This is a genomic window from Streptomyces sp. NPDC107765 (genome assembly GCF_055657085.1).
Genome location: NZ_JBVKBL010000004.1, coordinates 429,407 through 447,741, shown reverse-complemented (window position 1 = coordinate 447,741; position 18,335 = coordinate 429,407). Strand labels below are relative to the sequence as shown.

Sequence of the window (18,335 nt, the reverse complement as noted above, 5' to 3'; positions counted from 1 at the left end):
GATGGGGACGGCAATCGAACAGAGCGGCAGGACAGGGGGCTCGGGGTGGACGACGACGCGAGGGATGTCGCGGAGGCGCTCTACGAGTTGGTGATCAGCGTCGACGCCCGGCGTTCCGGGGAGTACGACGACGTGGAGAAGCCGCAGATGCGCGCCCGGATCTACCGGGTCCTGGAAACGGCGTTCACCCACGCCAAGGTGGCGCGGGACGCGGTCCACATGGAGGACCGCGGCGACGGCGTCCTGCTGTCGGTGGCCGGCCGGGTCTCGGTGACCCGGCTGCTCGGCCTGTGGATGGTCGAGGTGCGCGAGAACCTGCGGGAGGAGAACCGCGACCTGCGGGTCCCCCTGGGGCTGCGGGTGGGCATGCACGTCGGCCCGGTGCGGCACGACGGCCGGGGGGTCAGCGGGCGCGCGGTCGACCTCGCGTGCCGGCTGGCCGACTCCCCCGTCGGGCGGCAGTTGCTGGACGCCGAGCGGGCGGACCTCGTGCTGGTGGTGTCCGAGTCGCTGTACGAGGACGTGGTCCGCAGCGGCGGCAAGTTCATCGAGCCGACGCGCTACTCCCGGGCCCGGCTGGCGCTCAAGGAGGGTGCGGTCAACGCCTGGTTCCACCTTCCCGGACGGGACGCACCGGCGATACCGGACGGCCTCGATCCGGGCGAGGGGCGGACCCGCGCGGGGGCGGACGCGTGGGGGGCGGGGGCCAAGGCAGCGGGCGTGGACGGCCACGACGGCTCGGACCACGACGACGACCACGACGGCTCGGACCACTACGACGACGAGGACGACGGCGAGGACGGCGACCGGGGCGGGGACGCGCGGGGCGGCAGGTCCGGCGGTGACCGGTACGTCGTCCGGGGCGACATGTCCCGGCACCACGACAACGTCTACCAGCAGGGCGTGCACATCGGGCGGATCACCGGTGACGCCGAGCGGCGGAAGGGCTGAGGCACGTGGCCGAGGAGGAGCAGGCGGGGGGACCGGCCGAGCCCGAGGCCCCGAAGGCGGCCGGCGGGCCGTCCCCGGAGGGCGCGCCCCAGGCGCGGGGCAAGGACGGTGACGACCGGGCGCGCGGGGCGGACGACAAGGGGGACGGGGACTTTGCCGACAGCGAGGCCGCGGAGCGGGAGCGGGAACGGGAGCGCGCCGCGGGGCGGTTCAAGGAGCACACCGGCAATCCGCTCGCCGGGGAGGAGAGCGAGGACGGCCCCACCGACCTCGCCGCCGCGTCGCGGACCCGCCGCGCCACCCGGATGCTGTTCGACACCGGGCGGGACCTGAACAGCTTCGACCGTTCGTACATCCAAAGCGCCCACATCGGGGACATCCACCTGCGGATGGACGCCCGGCAGGCCGCCGCGGGGGTGCGCAGCGGGCCGGTGCCGGACGACGAGCTGCGCCGGCTCCGGCGGGTGCACGTCGAACCGGAGGGGTACTTACGGCTGCGCAACGCGCTGCGGGCCCGCCGGCTGCTGGTGCTCGGCGCGGCACCCGGCACCGGGCGCACCAGCACCGCGCTGGCCCTCCTCGACGAGGTCACCGCCCTTGCCGGGGACGGTCCTGGCGAGGAGTCCGGGTCCGGGCCGCGGGTGCTGCGGGTGGACGTCGAGACGGACGGCGGCGTGCCGAAGCTGGCCGGTTCGCTGGAGGAGCGGCACGGTACCGGCTACCTGCTGGAGCTGTCGCTCGGCAAGCCCGGTGCGCTGCCGCCGGACGCGATGGACCTGGACGGGCTGGCCGCGGCGCTGGACGAGCGGGAGTCGTTCGCGGTGATCGTCGTGACGGTCGGTTCGGCGGCGAACCCGCTGCTGGCCGGGCGGTACGGGATGCTCTGCCCGCCGGTGCCCACGCAGGAACTGCGCACCGCCCGGCTGCGCGAGCGGCTGGCGGAGCATGTCGCGGCGGCCGGGGACGACGGGCCGGACGCCGGGGGGCGGGTGGCCGAACTCCTCGCCCGGGCCGAGGAGTTGGCGGAGCGGACGGACATCCAGGACGCGGTCGGGCTGAACGACCTGCGCCCCGCCGAGGCCGAACTGCTCGCCTCGCTGCTGGCCGGGCATCTGCTGGACGGCGTCTCCTACGAGGAGTTGCTGGCCGGCTGCCGGAGTCTCGCGGCGGGCCAGGCCCACGAGTGGTTCGCCGGGGTGGACCGGGCACTGGCCGCGCCGCCGCCGGCCGCGGACGGGAGCGGGGGGCGGCGGCCGGGCACGGCGGCGCTGTTCCACCCGGTGGCGTTCCGGATCGCGCTGGCCGTCCTGGGCGGCGCCTCGCACAGCGCGGTGGCCTCCGCCGCCCACCTGCTGACCTGGGAACTGTCCGTCCAGAGCGATCCGGACCACACCCCGGCCCGGCCGCTGTTCTGCGACGACCCGGAGTCCGACCTGGCGCTGTCGCGGGCCGAACTGACCGACGGCGAGGTCGAGGTGGCCGGCACCGAGGTGCCCGCCCAGCTGATCTGGTACCGGGGGGCGGCGCTGCCCGGCGCGGTGCTCAGCGAGGTCTGGGACCGGCACTTCCCGGTCCGCGGCCCGGTGGTGCGCTGGCTGCGGCTGCTGGCCGACGACCCCCGTCCCCAGGTGTGGATGCGGGCCGCGGTGGCCGCCGGGGAGCTGTGCGTACGGGACTTCGACCACGGTTACGCGGAGCTGATCCGGCCGCTCGCCGAGGCGGGCACACCGCGCCGGCGGATCTTCGCGGCCACCACGATGGACCAGGCGGCCGGGCACGCCTCGCACCGCAAGGCGGTGCGGCGGCTGGTCGACGACTGGAGCCGGTACGGCACGAAGTCGCTGCGCTGGACCGCGGCGATGGCGCTGGGCTACGGCAACGCCGCGGCCACCACGGACGAGTCCCTCGACGCCCTGGCCCGGATCGGGGTCCGGGACGACGGGGAGCAGCTGGCGGTCGCCTCGTTCAACGTCGTCCGGCTGCTGGCCCTGCCGGACGGGGCGACGGTGCTGCGGCGGATGGCGGAGTGGACGCAGCACAAGCGCGAGCCGTACCAGGACCTCGGTCTGGTGACCACCGTCCGGCTCGCGGTGACCAAGGTGGACGAGGTGCTGGACGCCGAGCCCGATTCCGGGCTCGGGGACCGCGGGGACTGGCCGCTGCCGCTCGCCCTCGCCGTCGCGCAGCCCGAACTCGTCGCCCCCATGGCCGACTTGATGTGGACCGCGCTGAACACCGCGCGGTCGCAGGAGGTGGCGATGGACGCGCTGGAGGCCCTGCTGCGCACTGCCGTGCGCAAGGACGGCAGGGAGTGGACCCGGCCGGGGCTGGCGGCGCTGCTGCCCGCGCTGGCGACCGAGGAGCACGACCGGCGGCGGCTGGACTGGCTGCTGCGCCGAATGATGAAGGATCCGGACAATCCGCTCCCCGACGCGCAGGCGCGCTCCTTGTGGTGGCTCGCCGTCCCGCCGCGGGACCGGACGGGCGAGAGGTACCAGGAGGAAACGCATGGCTGACGACCAGGGCGTGGCGGGGGGCGGGGCGGCCGGCCCGGGGCCCGCGGGTCCGTTCCTGCGGGAGTACGCGCCGACGGGCCCGTTCCGGCACACGAGCGCGCGGACGGCGTCGGTGCTGTTCTACCGGAACGGCGGCTACAGCGTGGCCACCGTCCGCGGCATCCAGCACCACGACAAGCGGGCGCTGGCCCGGCCGCACACCATCTGCGAGATCGCGCTCGGCACGTTCGTCACGACGCTGCAGCTGGAGCTGCCGGCCGCCGGAGGCACCACGTTCTTCAAGGCCGAGGTGGAGATCCACTGGACGGTGAGCGATCCCCATCTGGCCGCCACCGAGGTGGTGACCGATGTCGCCCAGCGGCTCACCGCGCCGACGCTGGAGCGGCTGCGGGACGTCTCCGCGGAGTTCCCGGTGAACCAGGCCGAGCAGGCCGACCGGGCCATCACCCGGCAGTGCGCCGGCGGGCGCTGGGACGACCTGGGCGCCGATCTCGGGCTGCGGGTGCGGCTGTACGTACGGCTGCGGGTGGACGACCGGACGATCCATCACATGGACGACATCCGGGACGCGCACGCCTCGGCGGAGGTGACCCGGGTCCACCAGAGCACATTCCGGGACATGCTGCAGGGCGGCGAACTGGACCAGCTCAGCTACATGCTGGCGGCCGAGCCCGAGGCGGCCAAGGACTTCCTGGAGAAGATCCGCCAGGAGGGCCGGGCCGACGAGAAGGAGCGCATCGACCGGCTCTTCGCCATGGTCGACAGCGGCCAGATCCACTCCACCGATGTGGAGACCCAGGCGCTGGAGCTCCTCAACCGCGGCCGCCACCGCGTCCAGGGGCCCATCGGCTCGCTGCCCGCCCGCCGGGAGACGCCGCAGCTGGGCCCGGGCACGTCCGAGCCGTTCACCCCGGACTGGGTCTCGGACGACCCGCCGTCCCGGGCCGGGCGCCCGTCGTACCTGGGCAAGGACGACCCGGCCGACGACGGCGCGAACACCGCCGAGCCCGAACCGCCGCGCCGCCGCCGGCGCAGCCGCGACGACGGATGGTCCTGGGCGGAGGAGGACTGATGACGGCCGACGGGGGGACGGCGAACGGGGGGACCGCAGACTCCCCCGACCCGGTCGTGCCGGTGCCGGACGGGGGTCGGCACGGCCACGACCGGGCGGGGGAACGCATCGCCGAACGGCTGTTGAACACGGTCCGGGAGGACCTCGGACGGGCCGACTCCAAGGCGGCCGTGCTGCTCTCCGGGGCGCTGGCGCTGCCGGCGTTCCTGATCGGGTGGCACGGCGCGCCCGACTGGCGCGGCCCGGCCGACCTCACCCTGGTCGCCGCCGGGGTGCTCTGGGCGGTCGCGGTGACCGCGCTGGTCCGGGCGCTGCTGCCGCGTACCGGCACGCTCCGTACGCAGGACGGGGTGACCTACTTCGGCGATCTGCTGGCCCCCCACGACCTGCCCCGGCTGGCCGCCGAGATCGCCGCGGCCGGGCGGGACCCGGCCGGGTGGCTGCTCATCCAGGCCGTGGACGTCAGCTCGATCCTGTCCGCCAAATACCGGGCCATCCGCTGGGCGGTGGGCGCGCTGGCCCCTTCGGCGGCGCTGGCCCTGGCCTGGAGCCTGACCGCGCGCTGACCGGCGGCCGGCCCGGCGCCGCCGCCGCACATCAAGCACACGACGCAGAAACGAAATAAGGGGACGGCCGTGGGAACAGCGAGGGGAAGACGGCGGAACGGAAGGGGCTGGGCGCGGCGCGGCGCGGTCCGTGTGCTGGGCGGCGCCGCGGTGCTCATATCCCTGCTGGCGCCCGCCGCCCATGATCCGGTGCCGGCGGCGGCGTCGACACCGGCCTTCAAGTCCGTCAACTACGCGGTGGCGGTGGACGAGTCGGCCAGCCTGGCACCCGACGACATGACGGCGGAGAAGGCCGCCGCGGCCCGGATCGCGCTCGGCGACGTCTCCTCGGCGTCCCACGTCACGGTCTTCGGTTTCGCCGCCGCCGAGTCCGGTGACCAGCGTGCGGTGGACCCGGTGTGCCCGCGGACCACACTGGACGCGGCCGGGCGGGACTCGATCGGCGGGTGCGTGGACAAGCTGCGCAGCCGCAAGAAGAGCGAGGGCACCGGCACCGACTTCCCGAGCGCGATACGCCAGGGCGTGCACGAACTGAGCTCCGGCACCGACCCGTCCGTGCCGCGGGTGCTGTTCCTGCTCACCGACGGGCAGATGGACGTCACCGGCAGCCCGCAGTACGGCGACCCCGCGCACCGCAAGGACGAGGGCGAGCGGCAGCTGGACCAGGAGCTGAAGAACGCCCGGGCGCAGGGGGTGCAGATCTGGCCGCTGGGCTTCGGCCCCGACCCGGACCAGGAACAGCTCGACAAGATGGCCGCCGGCGGCTACCAGAAGGGCTGTGTGGAACTGCCCTCCGCCAGCCCGAAGGCCGACAAGGTCTCCGGCGCCAAGGACCTCGGCCCGAAACTGGAGAAGATCTTCGCCGCGGCGCACTGCCTGCGCTACAAGCAGGGCGACAGCAAGCGGCCGCCGGCCACCCTGGAGGTCGGCATCTCGCCGCTGGCGACCGTGGGCAGCATCGTGGTCGACAAGAGCGACCCCAAGGTGACGATCACCTACATCGACCCGAACGGCCACCAGGTGCCCACCACGGGGTCGTACCGCAAGTCGCACTTCGAGCTGGCGGGCGCCGGGGACACCGTCGAGGCGCTGAAGATCGTCGACCCGGTGCCCGGCGTGTGGCAGGTGAAGGCCGAGGCGCCCGAGGGGCACCGCTCGCTGCCGGTCGGGGTCAGCGTGCTGTGGCAGGGCGAACTGCGCGGCGCGATCACCATGGACCCGCCGTCGCCGCAGGCCGGCCAGAAGGCCACGGTGACCATGCGGCTGCAGACCCGCGAGGGCTACCAGATCAAGGACCCCCGGGACTACGCCGGACTGCGGGTCCGCAGCGAGCTGACCGGGGACGGCTTCGCCGCGGTGCCGGTGCAGCTCACCGACGACGGGAAGGGGCCCGACCCCACCGCGAGCGACGGCTCGTTCAGCGGTTTCGTGACGGTCCCGCGCAGCGCCGACGGGGCGCTGAAGGTGAGCGGCACGCTGACCGCCTCGGGCCTGAGCGCGGACACCCGCAGCGCGAGCGGCCTGGTCGCGCCGGACGTGCTGCCGGTGTCCGGCACGCTGCGGCTGCCGGCCGCGGACGCCCACCCCGGGGACGAGGTCACCGGCACCCTGAACGTCCACAACATCGGCAAGACCCCGCACACCCTGCGGCTGTCGGTCGCCGACCTCCAGCCGGGGCTGGTGTCGGTCACCCCGGCCGAGATCGAGCTGAAGCCCCAGGAATCCGGGACGAAGACGGTGACGGTCCGCCTCGGCCCGGCCGACGCCTTCGGTGACCGCCTCAACGACGACGGGCTGAAGCTCGGCGGCACCGTCACCGCCGTCGACACCACCGACCACGACCGGACCGTGGTGCGGGCCCCGCTGTCGGTCACGGTGACGCCGGAGCCCGGCATCTGGGACGCGTACTGGTGGGCGTTCCTCATCGCGGCCGCGGTGCTCGCCGCGGTCGTCGCCGCGGTCCTCGCCTGGCTGCGGCAGCGGCGCGGCCGCCGGGACCCGTACGGCCTGATGCTGCAACTGGTCTCCGAGGACGGCGACGTGGTCGCCACCCACCCGGCCGGGCACGGCCACAAGCAGTGGTACGAGTTCGCGGTCGTCGAACCGACCCGCAGCCCGCGCATCGAGCGGCGCAACCACGGCCGGTACGCGATCCAGCGCAGCCCCGAGGGCGGCGCGTGGGTGCGCGAGCGGGGCGCCGGGCGGACCCGGCTGCCGGCGAACGGCACCGTCCCGCTGAGCGACGGGCTGAGCCTCTCCCTCGGCGAGGAGACCCGATCGACCAAGTCCCGCAAAAACCGGCCCACTTGGAGCTCGCGGCAGCGGACCGGCACGACCCCCACCACCCCCACGGTCACCACCGAGGACGACGGCACCAGCACCTACGAGTCGTACCGGTGACGCGCGGGGCGGGCCGGTACGCCACCGGCCCGCCCCGGCACACCGCCCCGCGGCCGCCGGGCCGCGCGCACCGCACAGATCGAACGACCGGCCGCCGGTACGGCCGCAACGGGAGGAACCCATGAAAATCTTCCAGCCGATGCTCTTCGTCGGCCTGGGCGGCACCGGTGGCCTGGTCGGCGCCGAACTGGAGCGCCGGCTGCGGGCCGAGCTGTGCGGTCCGGACGGCGTCGCGCTCAGCCATCTGAGCGGCCACGCCCCCTACCAGCTGCCCGACTGCCTCCAGTTCGTGTACGCCGACTACAGCGAGACCGACCTCCAGCGCCTGCCGCAGTTCAACGTCGACCCGTCGCTGCGGGCCGCGTACGCCCGTACCTCGCGGGCCACCCACAACCTGCTGCCGAACTTCGACAGTTCACCGGAAGTGACCAAGATGCTCCGGGCGAGCCTGCGCGACGAGGTCGCCGACTGGCTGCCGCCGCGCATCGACGAGCCGAAGGTCACCCCGCTCCACAACGGCGCCGGCCAGCTGCCCACCGTCGGCCGCGCCGCCCTGTTCGCCACCCTGCGGCACAGCCTGGCCCCGGTGCTGGAGCCGCTGCTCCAGGCGATCGACGCGATCGCCAAGTCGGCCGGTGAGCTGAGCGAACTGGGCGGCGGCAAGGTCAACGGCTGCGACGTGTTCGTCGCCTTCTCGGTGGCCGGCGGCACCGGCGCCGGGATCTTCCTGGACTACCTGCACCTGATCAACCAGGCGTTCAAGATGCGCCGGTTCGACGGCGTGAAGATCTACCCGCTGGTCGTCATGCCGTCCTCGTTCTCCTCGGCCTCCGGCGGCGGGCGGGAGGCCGAGCTCAACGCGGCCCGGGCCCTGGTCGACCTGTTCCGGCTGGTGGACGGGCAGAACGCCCCGACCGAGGGCGCGGAGATCGGCGACCTGGACCACGACTCCTCCGGGCTCGGCATCCGCTACCCCGGCACCACCCCGATCCGGCTGCGGACCGGCATCCTGCCCACCGCCTTCCTGTTCAGCCCGACCGCCGGCATCCGCCAGGACGACCTGCGGCGCTCCATCGTCTCCCTGGTGATGTCGCTGATCGGCACCGAACTGGGCGACGGCCGGTCCCGGGGCCGGACGACCGCGGCCGACGACGACTACCAGACCTTCGCCGCGAGCTTCATCAACCGGGGCGTGCACCGCAGCGCGATGTCGCCCACCGGCATCGGCCGGCAGGGCGTCTCCACCAGCCTGGTGGCCTCCATGACCGCGCCGATGGACCAGCTGGCCGACCTGGTGGCCGGCCGGCTGCTGCGCGAGGCGGTCACCGACCTCGTCGAGCGGCCGCGGACCACGCTGCGGGACGGCGCGGTGCCGATGATCCGGCAGCTGTTCGCCGACTCCGGCCTCGAAGACCTGTGGGAGCGGCGGCAGTTGCTGGTATCCGATCCCGAGCCGCTGCCGCGCGGCAGCCGGGCCATCGAGGTGGCGCTGGGCGAGCGGATCGCGGACATGCAGCGGCTGCTGGTCGACCTGCAGTCCGCCGCCGACCGTCAGGCCGCCTCGATGGCCGACCGGTTCTCGCCGCGCCCCGCCATCGACAAACTCCTGCAGACCGTCGACCCGTTCCTCGCCGAACGCGTCGTGCGCGGGGTCCCGGACAGCGACGAACCGATCGCCCGCGCCGGGTTCCTGGGCATGCTCAACAGCCGCGCGGTCGCTCCCCCGCGCCCGGCGGGGGTCACCGACCAGCCGCCCAAGACCCCGCGGATCAAGGGCCGGCTGGCCGGTATGTCCCCGGCCCGCTGGGGCGACGACGATGTGCAGGCGGCCCTCCAGGCACAGAACGCCTGGTACCAGTGGCGCAGCCGGATCGTCTGGCACGAGGCGTGGCGGGAGCAGCAGCAGCGCTGGCAGCCCCAGGCGGACGCCGCCGGCACCGACCTCGGGCGGCTGGTGAACGCCTTCCGCAAGCACTCCGAGCAGGAGCGGAAGCTCTCCGCGCAGAAGGGCCTCGAACTCTACGAGGACCGCACCGGCATCTCGTACCTGCTGCCGCCGCAGCGCACCCTCAACCACTTCTACGAGGACCTGGTCACCCGGCTGGTCCGCCGCGAGGGCCTGCGCGAGCACGACGACGAGGCCGCGCTGCTGCTCAAGATGATCGACGGGGACACCTGGCGCTCGGTGCACGCGCAGAGCCGCCGCAACCCGGACGGTGCGGTGGCGGCCGTCAAGGCCCAGCTGGAGGGCCGGATCACCCGGCTGTTCGCGGAGAGCGGCGAACACCTGGAGGAGCGGCCGCTGCTGCCGCCGATGAGCACCCTGCTGGCCGCCGCGGCGGGCGACGCGGACGCCACCGACCAGGTCAGCAAGGAGGCGCTGGAGCTGTTCGGCCGGAAGCTGACCGGGCTGCTGCCGGTGGGCTTCACCCCGGAGGGCACCGGCCCGCTGCGGGTGCTGGTCACCTACCCGCGGGTCCAGGCCGTGGAGGAGGTGCAGGAGTTCCTCGGCAAGGCGCTGCGGCTGCCCTCCGACGCCAAGAACTCGGTGGAGTACCGCGGCGTGGAGAGCGACTCGATCACGGTGGTGCTGTTCCGCAGCGAGATGAGCCTCACCCAGGTGCCGGAGGCCCGCAAGGTGCTGCGCCAGTGGGCCCGGGCCAAGGACAACGAGCAGGCGCACGACGTGCTGCGGTGGCGGCAGCGGCTCGGCTACCGGGACAGCTGGATGGTGAGCTGCGAGGACGACCGCCGCGCCATCCTGCACCGGCTGCTGTGCTGCATGTGGAACGGCCAGGTGGACGTGGTGGACGGTGACACGTCCTCGCCCGAGCGGGTGCGGCTGCGGCTGTTCCCCGAGAAGGGCGAGAACGTGCCCGGTGTCCGGCTGCGGCTGGGGGACTTCCCCGGCGGGGTGTCGAGCTGGGCGGAGCTGCTCCGCTCGTACGAGCGCTGGACCGTCCTCGACGACGAGCGGATCGTCGAGGACTACTGCCGCGAGCTGATGGGGGCCCAGCCGCAGGGGCTGGCCCGGAGCGGCAGCGATCCCCATCCGCTCTTCGTCGAACTGGTCGAGAAGATCGCGCCGGCGCAGCTGAGGCTGCTGGAGGACCGCCGGGAGCGCGGCGGGGAGCGGGTCGAGGGCTGGGTCCGGCCGCTGTGGGAATTCTGGGCGGAGACCCTGCCGGCCGCGCTGGACACCGAGTTCGGCGACCAGCGCGCCATCCAGCCGACCCTGCGCACCCTGCTGGAGCACGTCCGCGGCGGCACACCGGAGCCACGGGCCCGCAAGGAGTTCCCCGAGCCCCGGCGCCGGGTGACCGAGGAGGACGACTGGGGCACCGCGCCACGGTCCTCGGGCGGGGCGTACCAGGACGACGACGCGTACGGCGGGGACTCGTACGGGCGCGACGGGGACTCGTACGGGCGGGACGGGTACGGCGGCGACGCGTCCGGCGACGGTTCGTACGGCACCGGCGCCCGGCGGCCGGCCGCGGAACGGGAACGCGACCAGGACCAGGACCGCAGCCGCGACCGCGACCGGGAGCCGGAGCGGGACCGGGAGGAGGGCCGCGACCGCGACCGGCTCAACGGGCACTCCGCCGGCGACGGCCGGCCGTGGGCGCCCTGGGACGACGACGCCCGGGAGGACCGCTCGTCCGACGGCGCCGACGACGGCGGCCGGGACCGTGCGCGCCGCAACCCCTGGGACGGTGATGCGGAGTGACCACGCCGGAGGAGGCCACCGCCGTCGTCCACCTGGACCTGCGGACGCAGGCGGCGCAGCTCGACACGGCCGCGGCCGTGCGGTCCGCGGTCGCCCGGCAGCTCGGCCGGGCCGGACTGCCCGAGCCCGACCACCCGCTGTTCCTGGTGGTGGACACCCCGGCGGGCCTGACCGAGCACCAGCGGCAGTACGAACTCCTCGCCGCCTACCGGGCGTTGGGCGAGGTCCGGATGCTGGTGCTGCTGGTGGGCAGCGCGCCCGCGGTGTACGCCGGCGACGAGGAAGTGCTGCCGCCCGACCGGCGGCTGGTGCGGCCCGCAGTGCTGCGCGGTTCCGGCACCGCGCTGCTGTGGGCGGGCGATCTGCGCTCCGCCCGGACCGCGCTGGAGCAGCCGGCGCCCGACGACCCGGCGGCGCTGGCGGTCCTGGTGGACCTGCTGTCGGTGCCGGACGTCTTCCAGCGGGTGCTCGACGACCTCGGGTCGCTGCCCGACACCGTCGCCGCGCCCGGCGTACGGCTGCTGGAGCAGGACCTGCCGCCCGAGGTACGGGACCGGGCCTGGCGCGATGCGCTCAGCCGGTTCGCCGGCGAGGACCTGGACCACGCGGCGGAGTTGCCGGCCACCCGGTCCGGCGTCGATCTGCCGGAGCCGCTGCGCGGCCTGGTGGCCGGCCGCGGCGGCCGCGACCTGCGGCACCGCGAGACCGGCGGGGTGGCGGACGACGCCTACCGCGCCTGCGCGGAAGCACTGGACGACGCGGAGGAGGAGCTGGCCGGGCTGCGGACCGTCCTCGGCCTGCTGCGGCCCGTCCACCGGGGGACGTTCGAGGCCGAGCTCGACCGGGCGCACCAGGCGCTCGTCGACTACCGGGAGCTGGTCGCGGGCGCCCTGCACGGCGGCGGCAGTTCGGGTGCCTCGCCGTCCTCCGCCGAGGCCACCGCCCGGCTCGCGGCCCTCGGTCTGCGGGTGCCCTCGGCCGAGGGCGTGGGCGAGCGGATCGGGGAGGGGCTGCGGGAGTTCGCCGGCAAGCTCCTGGGACAGGGGCTGGCGCTGCGCGCGGTGGCCCGGCGGTTCACCGCGCTGGCCGGGCGGGTGGAACCGGTGCCGGGTTCGGCGCTGCTGCCGCGGCTGGCCGACCTGCCGGTCGCCGACGCGGCGGCCCGGTCCGGGGCGGCGGGCCCGCTGCCGGTCCACCCGGCCGCGGTGGTGGCGGCGGGCGCGGCGGGGCTGCTCGGCGCGCTGTGGCAGTGGCCGTTCACGGCCCTGGCGCTGCTCGTCCCGCTGGTCTTCCAGGGCCTGGCGATGCTCGGCGCGAGCCGGCTGCGGGGCGCGGGGCGGCCGGGCCGGTGGGCCGTGGGCCCCCGGATCGCGGCGGTCGTGGGCGCGGTGGCCGGCGTGATCACGGCGTACGCGACCGACCCACCGCCGTGGCTGAGCACCGCCGCGGCACTGGTGGGCATCGGCGCCGCGGTGGAGACCGCACGCCGGCTGTGGCGTACCGCGGCCGACACCTGGGGCGCGGACCAGGGCACCCTCGCGCTGCGCCGGGTCCTGGCCGGGCTGGACGCGCTGCTGGCCGAGGCGGTCCGGGAGCACTGGGCCGCCGACGAGCGGCTGTACTGCGCCGACGCGGCCCGGTCCGTGGCCGGCATGCTGCGGGCGACCGCGGCCGCCGCGGACGCCGAGGCGGCCCCCGAGCCCGAACGGCCGGCCGGCACCGGCACGTCCGGCACCGAGTCGCCGGCCGCGGACGACTGGCTCGCCAGCGCCTCGGCCCTGGAGACGGGCACCTTCGCGGTGGCCGACGACGCGGACAGCGACTGGGCCAGCGCCTACGCGTGGGACGACGAGCCCTCCTGGGACGAACCCGCCGCACCGGCCGGGGAACAGCGGCCCACCGGACCCGACGAGCCCTGGGAGGACCGCACCGCCGGTGCTCCGCGCTGGCTGGACCGGGAGAGCGGCGAGGGCGGGCCGGAGCTGGTCGCCACCCTGGCCGGGGACCTGACGGACGCCGCGATGGTCGCGATGGCGCCGTACTGGGGCGCCGTCGAACGCGGCCAGGCCGGGGCGCTCGCCGTCCGGCGCACCGAGGAACGGGTCCGCGAGCTGCTCTCGGCGGCCCGCCGGCACCTCCGGACCAACGGGGTGCTGGCCGCACCGCCGTTCGCCGCCGGCCACCGCGTCCGCGCCACCTCGGCGAACCTCCTGGGGACCGACCCGCAGCGGGTGGCCGAACTGGTGGGCGCGGAGGCCGACCGGCGGGCCGTGGTCCAGCTGTCCTCGCCCGAGCAGGGCACGCTGCTCAACCGCGACCCGGCGGCCGCGGTGTGGCTCAGATTCGCGCCGGAGGCGGTGCGCGGCGAGGTCGAGAAGTCCTGGCGGACCGGTGGCACGGGCCAGCCGGCCGACGCGCTGTGGACGTCGTCGGGGCGGTACGCCGGGCTCATCCGGCTCACCCCGCTGCGGATGGGCGTGGTCGACACCGTCCGCCCCCGCGAGAGCCCCGGGCCCGACGGGACCGACGGCCGCCACGGTTTCGACGGACCCGGCGGATACGGCGGCCCCGACGGGTCCCCCCAGGTCGACGCGTACGAAGGAAGGGACGGCGACGTCTGGTGACCAGCACCTCGCACCCCCATGTGGTGCAGCCGGACAGTACCCGGCGGGCCACGCTCGCCTTCACCGTTCCCTCGGGGCGGCGCCGGGTCGCCCCGGTCCGCTTCGGCCGCGAGTCCCGCCGCGATCCGCAGTTGCCGCAGCGCATCCGCAACGGCCTGCTCGACGACGAGGGCCAGCAGTGCGTCCAGGTGCGGCTGACCGCGGCCGACGCGGCCAACCCGGCGGCCCGGGCCCTGCTGGACGCCGAGGCGGGCACCGCGCTGCGGCTGCACCGGGTGCTCGACGACCCGGAGCACGCAGCGCTCTTCCCGCAGATCATCGGCTATGAACTCGACACCGCCGAGCCGTTCCTGCTGTACGCCGCGCCGCGCGGCACCGCGGCCGCGCGCACCCATGTGATGTCCGCCAGCGACCAGCGGGTCTTCGCCCGGGACCTGCTGCGGGCGCTGTGCCTGCTGGACGGCCAGGGCCTGGTGCTGCGCGGCATCTCACCGGCCACCGTGCTCTGGGACGGCACCTCGGTGCAGCTCTGGGGGCTGGAGGGGGTGGCCCACGTCGGGCGGCCGCGGACCCGGTGGGGCCGGGCCCCCTACTGCCCGCCCGAACAGCGCCGCGGAGAGGGGTTCGTGGACTCCCGGGACGCGGTGTGGAGCGCCGCCCAGGTGCTCTACCAGCTGGTGACCGGCCGGCCCGGACCGGCCGACCGGGCACCCGACGACCTCGCCGCGCACCGGGTGCTCGCCGAGACGCTGCGCGGGGCCTTCGCCCCGCGGGCCGCCGACCGGCCGACGCCGGCCGGGCTGCTCGACCTCCTCGCCCCGGGGGCCGCCCGGCAGCTCACGCTCACCGGGCCCGCCGACGACGAGAACCGCCCGGACCGGGAGGCGTTCGACCAGGCCCTGCGCCTCAAACGGCAGGCCCCCGCCGCCGAGGCCCGGGACGGGAACGGCGGCGGGCGGAGCGCCGGCGAAGTCCTCTGCCCGTACTGCCTGGAGCCCATCCAGCTCGACCTCACCGCGCTGTACGTCACCGACAGCCGGATGCAGTACCAGCAGCTGGACGTCAAGGGGATCACCAACGCCCTGCGGCGGCAGGACGTGATGCGGTCCGCCGTCCAGAAGTGCACCGCGGACCCGGACTTCCCCGAGCACTTCATCCCGGTGCCCTACCTGACCTACGGCCGCCCGCTGACCGTCGCGATGGTCGGCCAGTCCTCCACCGGCAAGAGCCATCTGCTGACCCAGATGATCGCCGAGATCACCGACGGCGGACTGGAGCCGTTCGGTCTGAAGTGGCAGTCCGTCAACCCCGAGCAGCACGCCCGGTTCGTACGGGAACGGGTGCAGCCGCTGCGCAACGGCAAGGTCCTCGACCACACCGGCGGGATCGGGCTGGACGGCTTCGCCCGCTTCGTGGAGTCGCTGCTGATCACCGACGCCCGCGGGCAGGTGCGGCCGGTCGCCTTCTTCGACCTCGGCGGCGAGGACCTGGTACGGACCGACGCCGCGCTCCGCTTCCTGCTCGGGGTCGACGCCCTGGTCTTCGTCGTCGACCCGGCGCTGGCGCTCCCGCTGCCGCATCTGGACCACGCCAGGGAACGCTGGGGCCTGGAGGTGAACCGGGACGGCGATCTCGCCTTCGGCACGGTCCTGGACCGGCTGCCGAAGAACGGCCCGTATCTGGACGTGGCGGCCGCGATGGTGCTGGGCAAGGCCGACCTGCTGCGGTTCCAGCCGCCCGTCGACCGGTGGCTGGGCGAGGCACCGCCCACCGCCCTCGACCCCGCGCGGGTGCACGAGGAGAGCCGGGACGTCCACGGCCTGCTGCGCCGGCACGCCGGCCAGGCGTGGCTGCGGCCGTTCGACGCGATCCGCCGGTGCACCCTGCACGTCGCGTCGGCCACCGGCGGCCAGGAGGACCACGGCCGCTATCCGACCGGGGTGGGCCCCCGGCGGGTGCTGGCGCCGTTGGTGTCGCTGCTGGCGATGCACGGGGTGATCGAAGTGCCGGGCGGCGCCGAGGCGTTCGCCCTCGGAGGGGCGGCCGCGCGGCCATCGGCGCCGCCGCCGGAAGCCGGCGGATCAGGGGGAGAGGAAGCGGAGTGAGCGACTTCACGGAGCGGAGACCGGCGCACCGGCCTACGACCACCGGCACGGGCACCGGCCCCGGCGGACCGGGCCTCACGGGCGGGCCCGTCACCGGCGGGCCGGCTTACGCGGGCGGCCCGGCCTCCACGGGCGGCCCGGGCTTCACGGGCGGCGCGGGCGGCCCGGGCGGCGGCGGAGCCGTGGAGACGGTGCACCAGGTGGTCTTCCGGTGGGACGGCAACCAGGGGCGCCAGGGCACCGGCATGAAGGCCGTCGCCCACTCCTGCACGGCCGAACGCGCCGAGGAACTGGGCCGGGAACTCGGCCCGTTGCTGTGGGTCTCCGGTGCGGCCGCGCCCCGGCCGAGCGTCGTCCGCACGGTCTCCCGCGACGGCGACGTGATGCTCGTCCAGCGCTGGCCCACCACCGACCGGGGCGGCCGCCCCAGCACGGTCAGCCATGTCCTGATCGGCGCGCCGGGCACGTTGAAGACCCGTCAGAGCCTCGGCCTCGCGTACGGCGGCTGGAGCCCCCGGGAGTCCGCCGAACAGGCCACCGGGCAGCTGCGCCCGGTGGAGTGCGGGGAACTCGACGCACTGGCCCGCCGGTGGCTGCCGGAGATGGAGCGGCGGCTGCCGACGGTCCAGCGCCCGCTGATCCTGATCGCCGCGGAGTGGCTGCGCGACCCGGCCCAGCGGATCTCGCTCCTCATGGAAGAGGAGGAACCACCCGGCCAGCCGGGCCCGGATCCCGCGCCACTGGTCTACCTGGGCCTGTTCCTGCTCTTCGGCTCCTGGCTGGGGCGCGAGTGGACGTTCGCGACGTACGACACGGTCGACAGCCATCCGCTGCGGCTGATGTGCGTACCGCGCTGGGAACCGGACACGGGCGGGCCGGGCCCGCTGGCCCGGGTCGAGGTCCGCACGCCGGCCCAGCCGCAGATCGAGCACAAGGCCGCGAACCGGCTGGTCAAGCACCTCCTGGCGCATCCGCCGGGCAGCCCCGGCCTGCCGCAGCTGCTCGACGGGCTGAGGAACGGCGCGACGCTGGACTGGCCGCGACGCCAGGCCCTGCTCAAGGACTTCCTCTCCACCGACCGGCCGCCGGGCCCCCACCCGGCCGCCACGGCCCCCCAGCCGGACCCCGGCCCGCCGCCGGGACCCGCACCCGCCCCGACGCACCCGCCTGCGCCCGCGCCCGCGCCCGCGCCCGCGCCCGCGCCGACCAACCTGCCGCCGCCCGTACGGGAGACGCCGCCGGTCCGGGAGGAACGAGAGGAGCCGCCGGTACGGGATACACCAGCGGCGCGGGAGGAACCGCCGGTCCGGGACCGGGAGACACCACCCCCGGCGCGAGAGGCACCCCCGATCCGGGAAGCGTCACCCCCGGTCCGGGAGGCACCCCCGGTCCGGGAGGCACCCCCGATCCGGGAAGCATCACCCCCGGCCCGCGAGACACCCCCGATCCGGGAAACACCACCGGTCCGGGAAACACCACCCGTCCGGGAGACGCCGCTCCCGGCGGCGGCCCAGCCTCCCGTGTCCCACGAGCCGCCCGCGGTGCTGCACGAGCCGTCGCCCCCCGCCCCCCGGGCGCCCAGCACCTCCCAGACACCCAGCGCCGGCGAAGTGACGCAGATCCGCGACGAGTTGCGCAATCCCCTCCCTCGGGACGCCCTGCAGCGCGATCTGCTCAAGCGGCGGCTGCGCGCCCTGCCCGACGAAGCACTGCTGGAGGTGCTGCGTGCCGGTGGGCTGCCACCGGAGCCGCTGGGGATGCTGCTGGACGAGCTGGGGGACGGCCGGCGGGTGCGGGAGCGCCGGCCGCAGATGCAGCACGACCTGTGCCGGGTGGTGCTCGACAAGGGCCTGTACTTCGAGCCGAACGGGCTGGACACGGAGTCGGCGTCCCGGATGGCCATGGCGCGCCGGGCCGCCGATCTCTACCTCTGGGCCGTCGCCCCGCTGGCCAGGGACACCCGCCATCTGGCCGATGTGCGGGAGCTGCTGCACCGCATGTGCCGGGACCGTCATCCCACGGCGGGCAACTGGCTCTGGGACACCATCATCGCCCCGGCGAACGGCGTCGCCCCCGACCTGCCGGCCGACGTCTGGCAGCAGATCGTCCGGGACGTACACCAGAAGAGCCTGGCCCCCACCTCCGCCACCCCGCCGTCCACCGCCCAGCCGCCGGCCCCGGCTCCCCCCACGACCGCACCGGATCCACCCGCCTTCGGGAGCCGGTTCAACGAATTGACCTCCAGCCTGGGCTGCGTGGTGGGCACCGGCGTCGGCGTGATCCTGGTGCTCCTCACCATCGTGCTGATCTTCTCGTGACCGACAACGGGAGGGCCCCGGCCGGGAAGCAACCGGCCGGGGCCCTCCGCTGTCCG

9 protein-coding genes are annotated in these 18,335 nt (G+C 75.2%); all 9 read left to right on the top strand.

The window, feature by feature from the left end:
• Nucleotides 1-45: 45 nt before the first annotated feature.
• The 9 genes from ACZ7MX_RS13570 to ACZ7MX_RS13530 all read left to right on the top strand — a co-directional run bounded on the left by ACZ7MX_RS13570 (nucleotide 46) and on the right by ACZ7MX_RS13530 (nucleotide 18,279).
• Nucleotides 46-951, top strand: a complete 906-nt coding sequence (locus ACZ7MX_RS13570) for a nucleotidyl cyclase domain-containing protein (protein ID WP_472131702.1) — start codon at nucleotides 46-48, stop codon at nucleotides 949-951.
• Nucleotides 952-956: 5 nt separating this feature from the next.
• The gene (locus ACZ7MX_RS13565; RefSeq protein ID WP_472131701.1) at nucleotides 957-3,467 is read left to right on the top strand and encodes a hypothetical protein; all 2,511 of its coding nucleotides are present in this window, start codon (nucleotides 957-959) and stop codon (nucleotides 3,465-3,467) included.
• Nucleotides 3,460-4,539, top strand: a complete 1,080-nt coding sequence (locus tag ACZ7MX_RS13560; RefSeq protein WP_472131700.1) for a hypothetical protein — start codon at nucleotides 3,460-3,462, stop codon at nucleotides 4,537-4,539. Before ACZ7MX_RS13565 ends, ACZ7MX_RS13560 begins: the two co-directional genes overlap by 8 nt.
• Entirely contained in the window at nucleotides 4,539-5,105 is a 567-nt protein-coding gene (locus ACZ7MX_RS13555) for a Pycsar system effector family protein (RefSeq protein ID WP_472131699.1), read from the top strand. The genes ACZ7MX_RS13560 and ACZ7MX_RS13555 overlap by 1 nt, the downstream gene beginning before the upstream one ends.
• Nucleotides 5,106-5,174: 69 nt before the next feature.
• Nucleotides 5,175-7,505 carry a VWA domain-containing protein gene (locus ACZ7MX_RS13550; RefSeq protein ID WP_472131698.1) on the top strand — a complete coding sequence of 777 codons (2,331 nt, stop codon included), beginning with the start codon at nucleotides 5,175-5,177 and terminating at the stop codon, nucleotides 7,503-7,505.
• A gap of 121 nt (nucleotides 7,506-7,626) precedes the next feature.
• A complete protein-coding gene (locus tag ACZ7MX_RS13545; protein ID WP_472131697.1) occupies nucleotides 7,627-11,232 on the top strand; it encodes a tubulin-like doman-containing protein in 3,606 nt (1,201 codons plus the stop codon).
• Entirely contained in the window at nucleotides 11,229-13,856 is a 2,628-nt protein-coding gene (locus tag ACZ7MX_RS13540) for a hypothetical protein (RefSeq protein ID WP_472131696.1), read from the top strand. Before ACZ7MX_RS13545 ends, ACZ7MX_RS13540 begins: the two co-directional genes overlap by 4 nt.
• Nucleotides 13,853-15,961, top strand: a complete 2,109-nt coding sequence (locus tag ACZ7MX_RS13535; RefSeq protein ID WP_472131695.1) for a serine/threonine-protein kinase — start codon at nucleotides 13,853-13,855, stop codon at nucleotides 15,959-15,961. Before ACZ7MX_RS13540 ends, ACZ7MX_RS13535 begins: the two co-directional genes overlap by 4 nt.
• Nucleotides 15,958-18,279 (top strand): hypothetical protein, encoded by a 2,322-nt coding sequence (locus ACZ7MX_RS13530; protein WP_472131694.1) that lies wholly within the window; start codon nucleotides 15,958-15,960, stop codon nucleotides 18,277-18,279. Before ACZ7MX_RS13535 ends, ACZ7MX_RS13530 begins: the two co-directional genes overlap by 4 nt.
• The last annotated feature ends 56 nt before the right edge of the window (nucleotides 18,280-18,335 follow it).

Coding starts and splice junctions, on each gene's coding strand:
- ACZ7MX_RS13555 (WP_472131699.1), top strand. CDS start 4,539: ATGACGGCCGACGGGGGGACGGCGAACGGGGGGACCGCAGACTCCCCC.
- ACZ7MX_RS13545 (WP_472131697.1), top strand. CDS start 7,627: ATGAAAATCTTCCAGCCGATGCTCTTCGTCGGCCTGGGCGGCACCGGT.
- ACZ7MX_RS13560 (WP_472131700.1), top strand. CDS start 3,460: ATGGCTGACGACCAGGGCGTGGCGGGGGGCGGGGCGGCCGGCCCGGGG.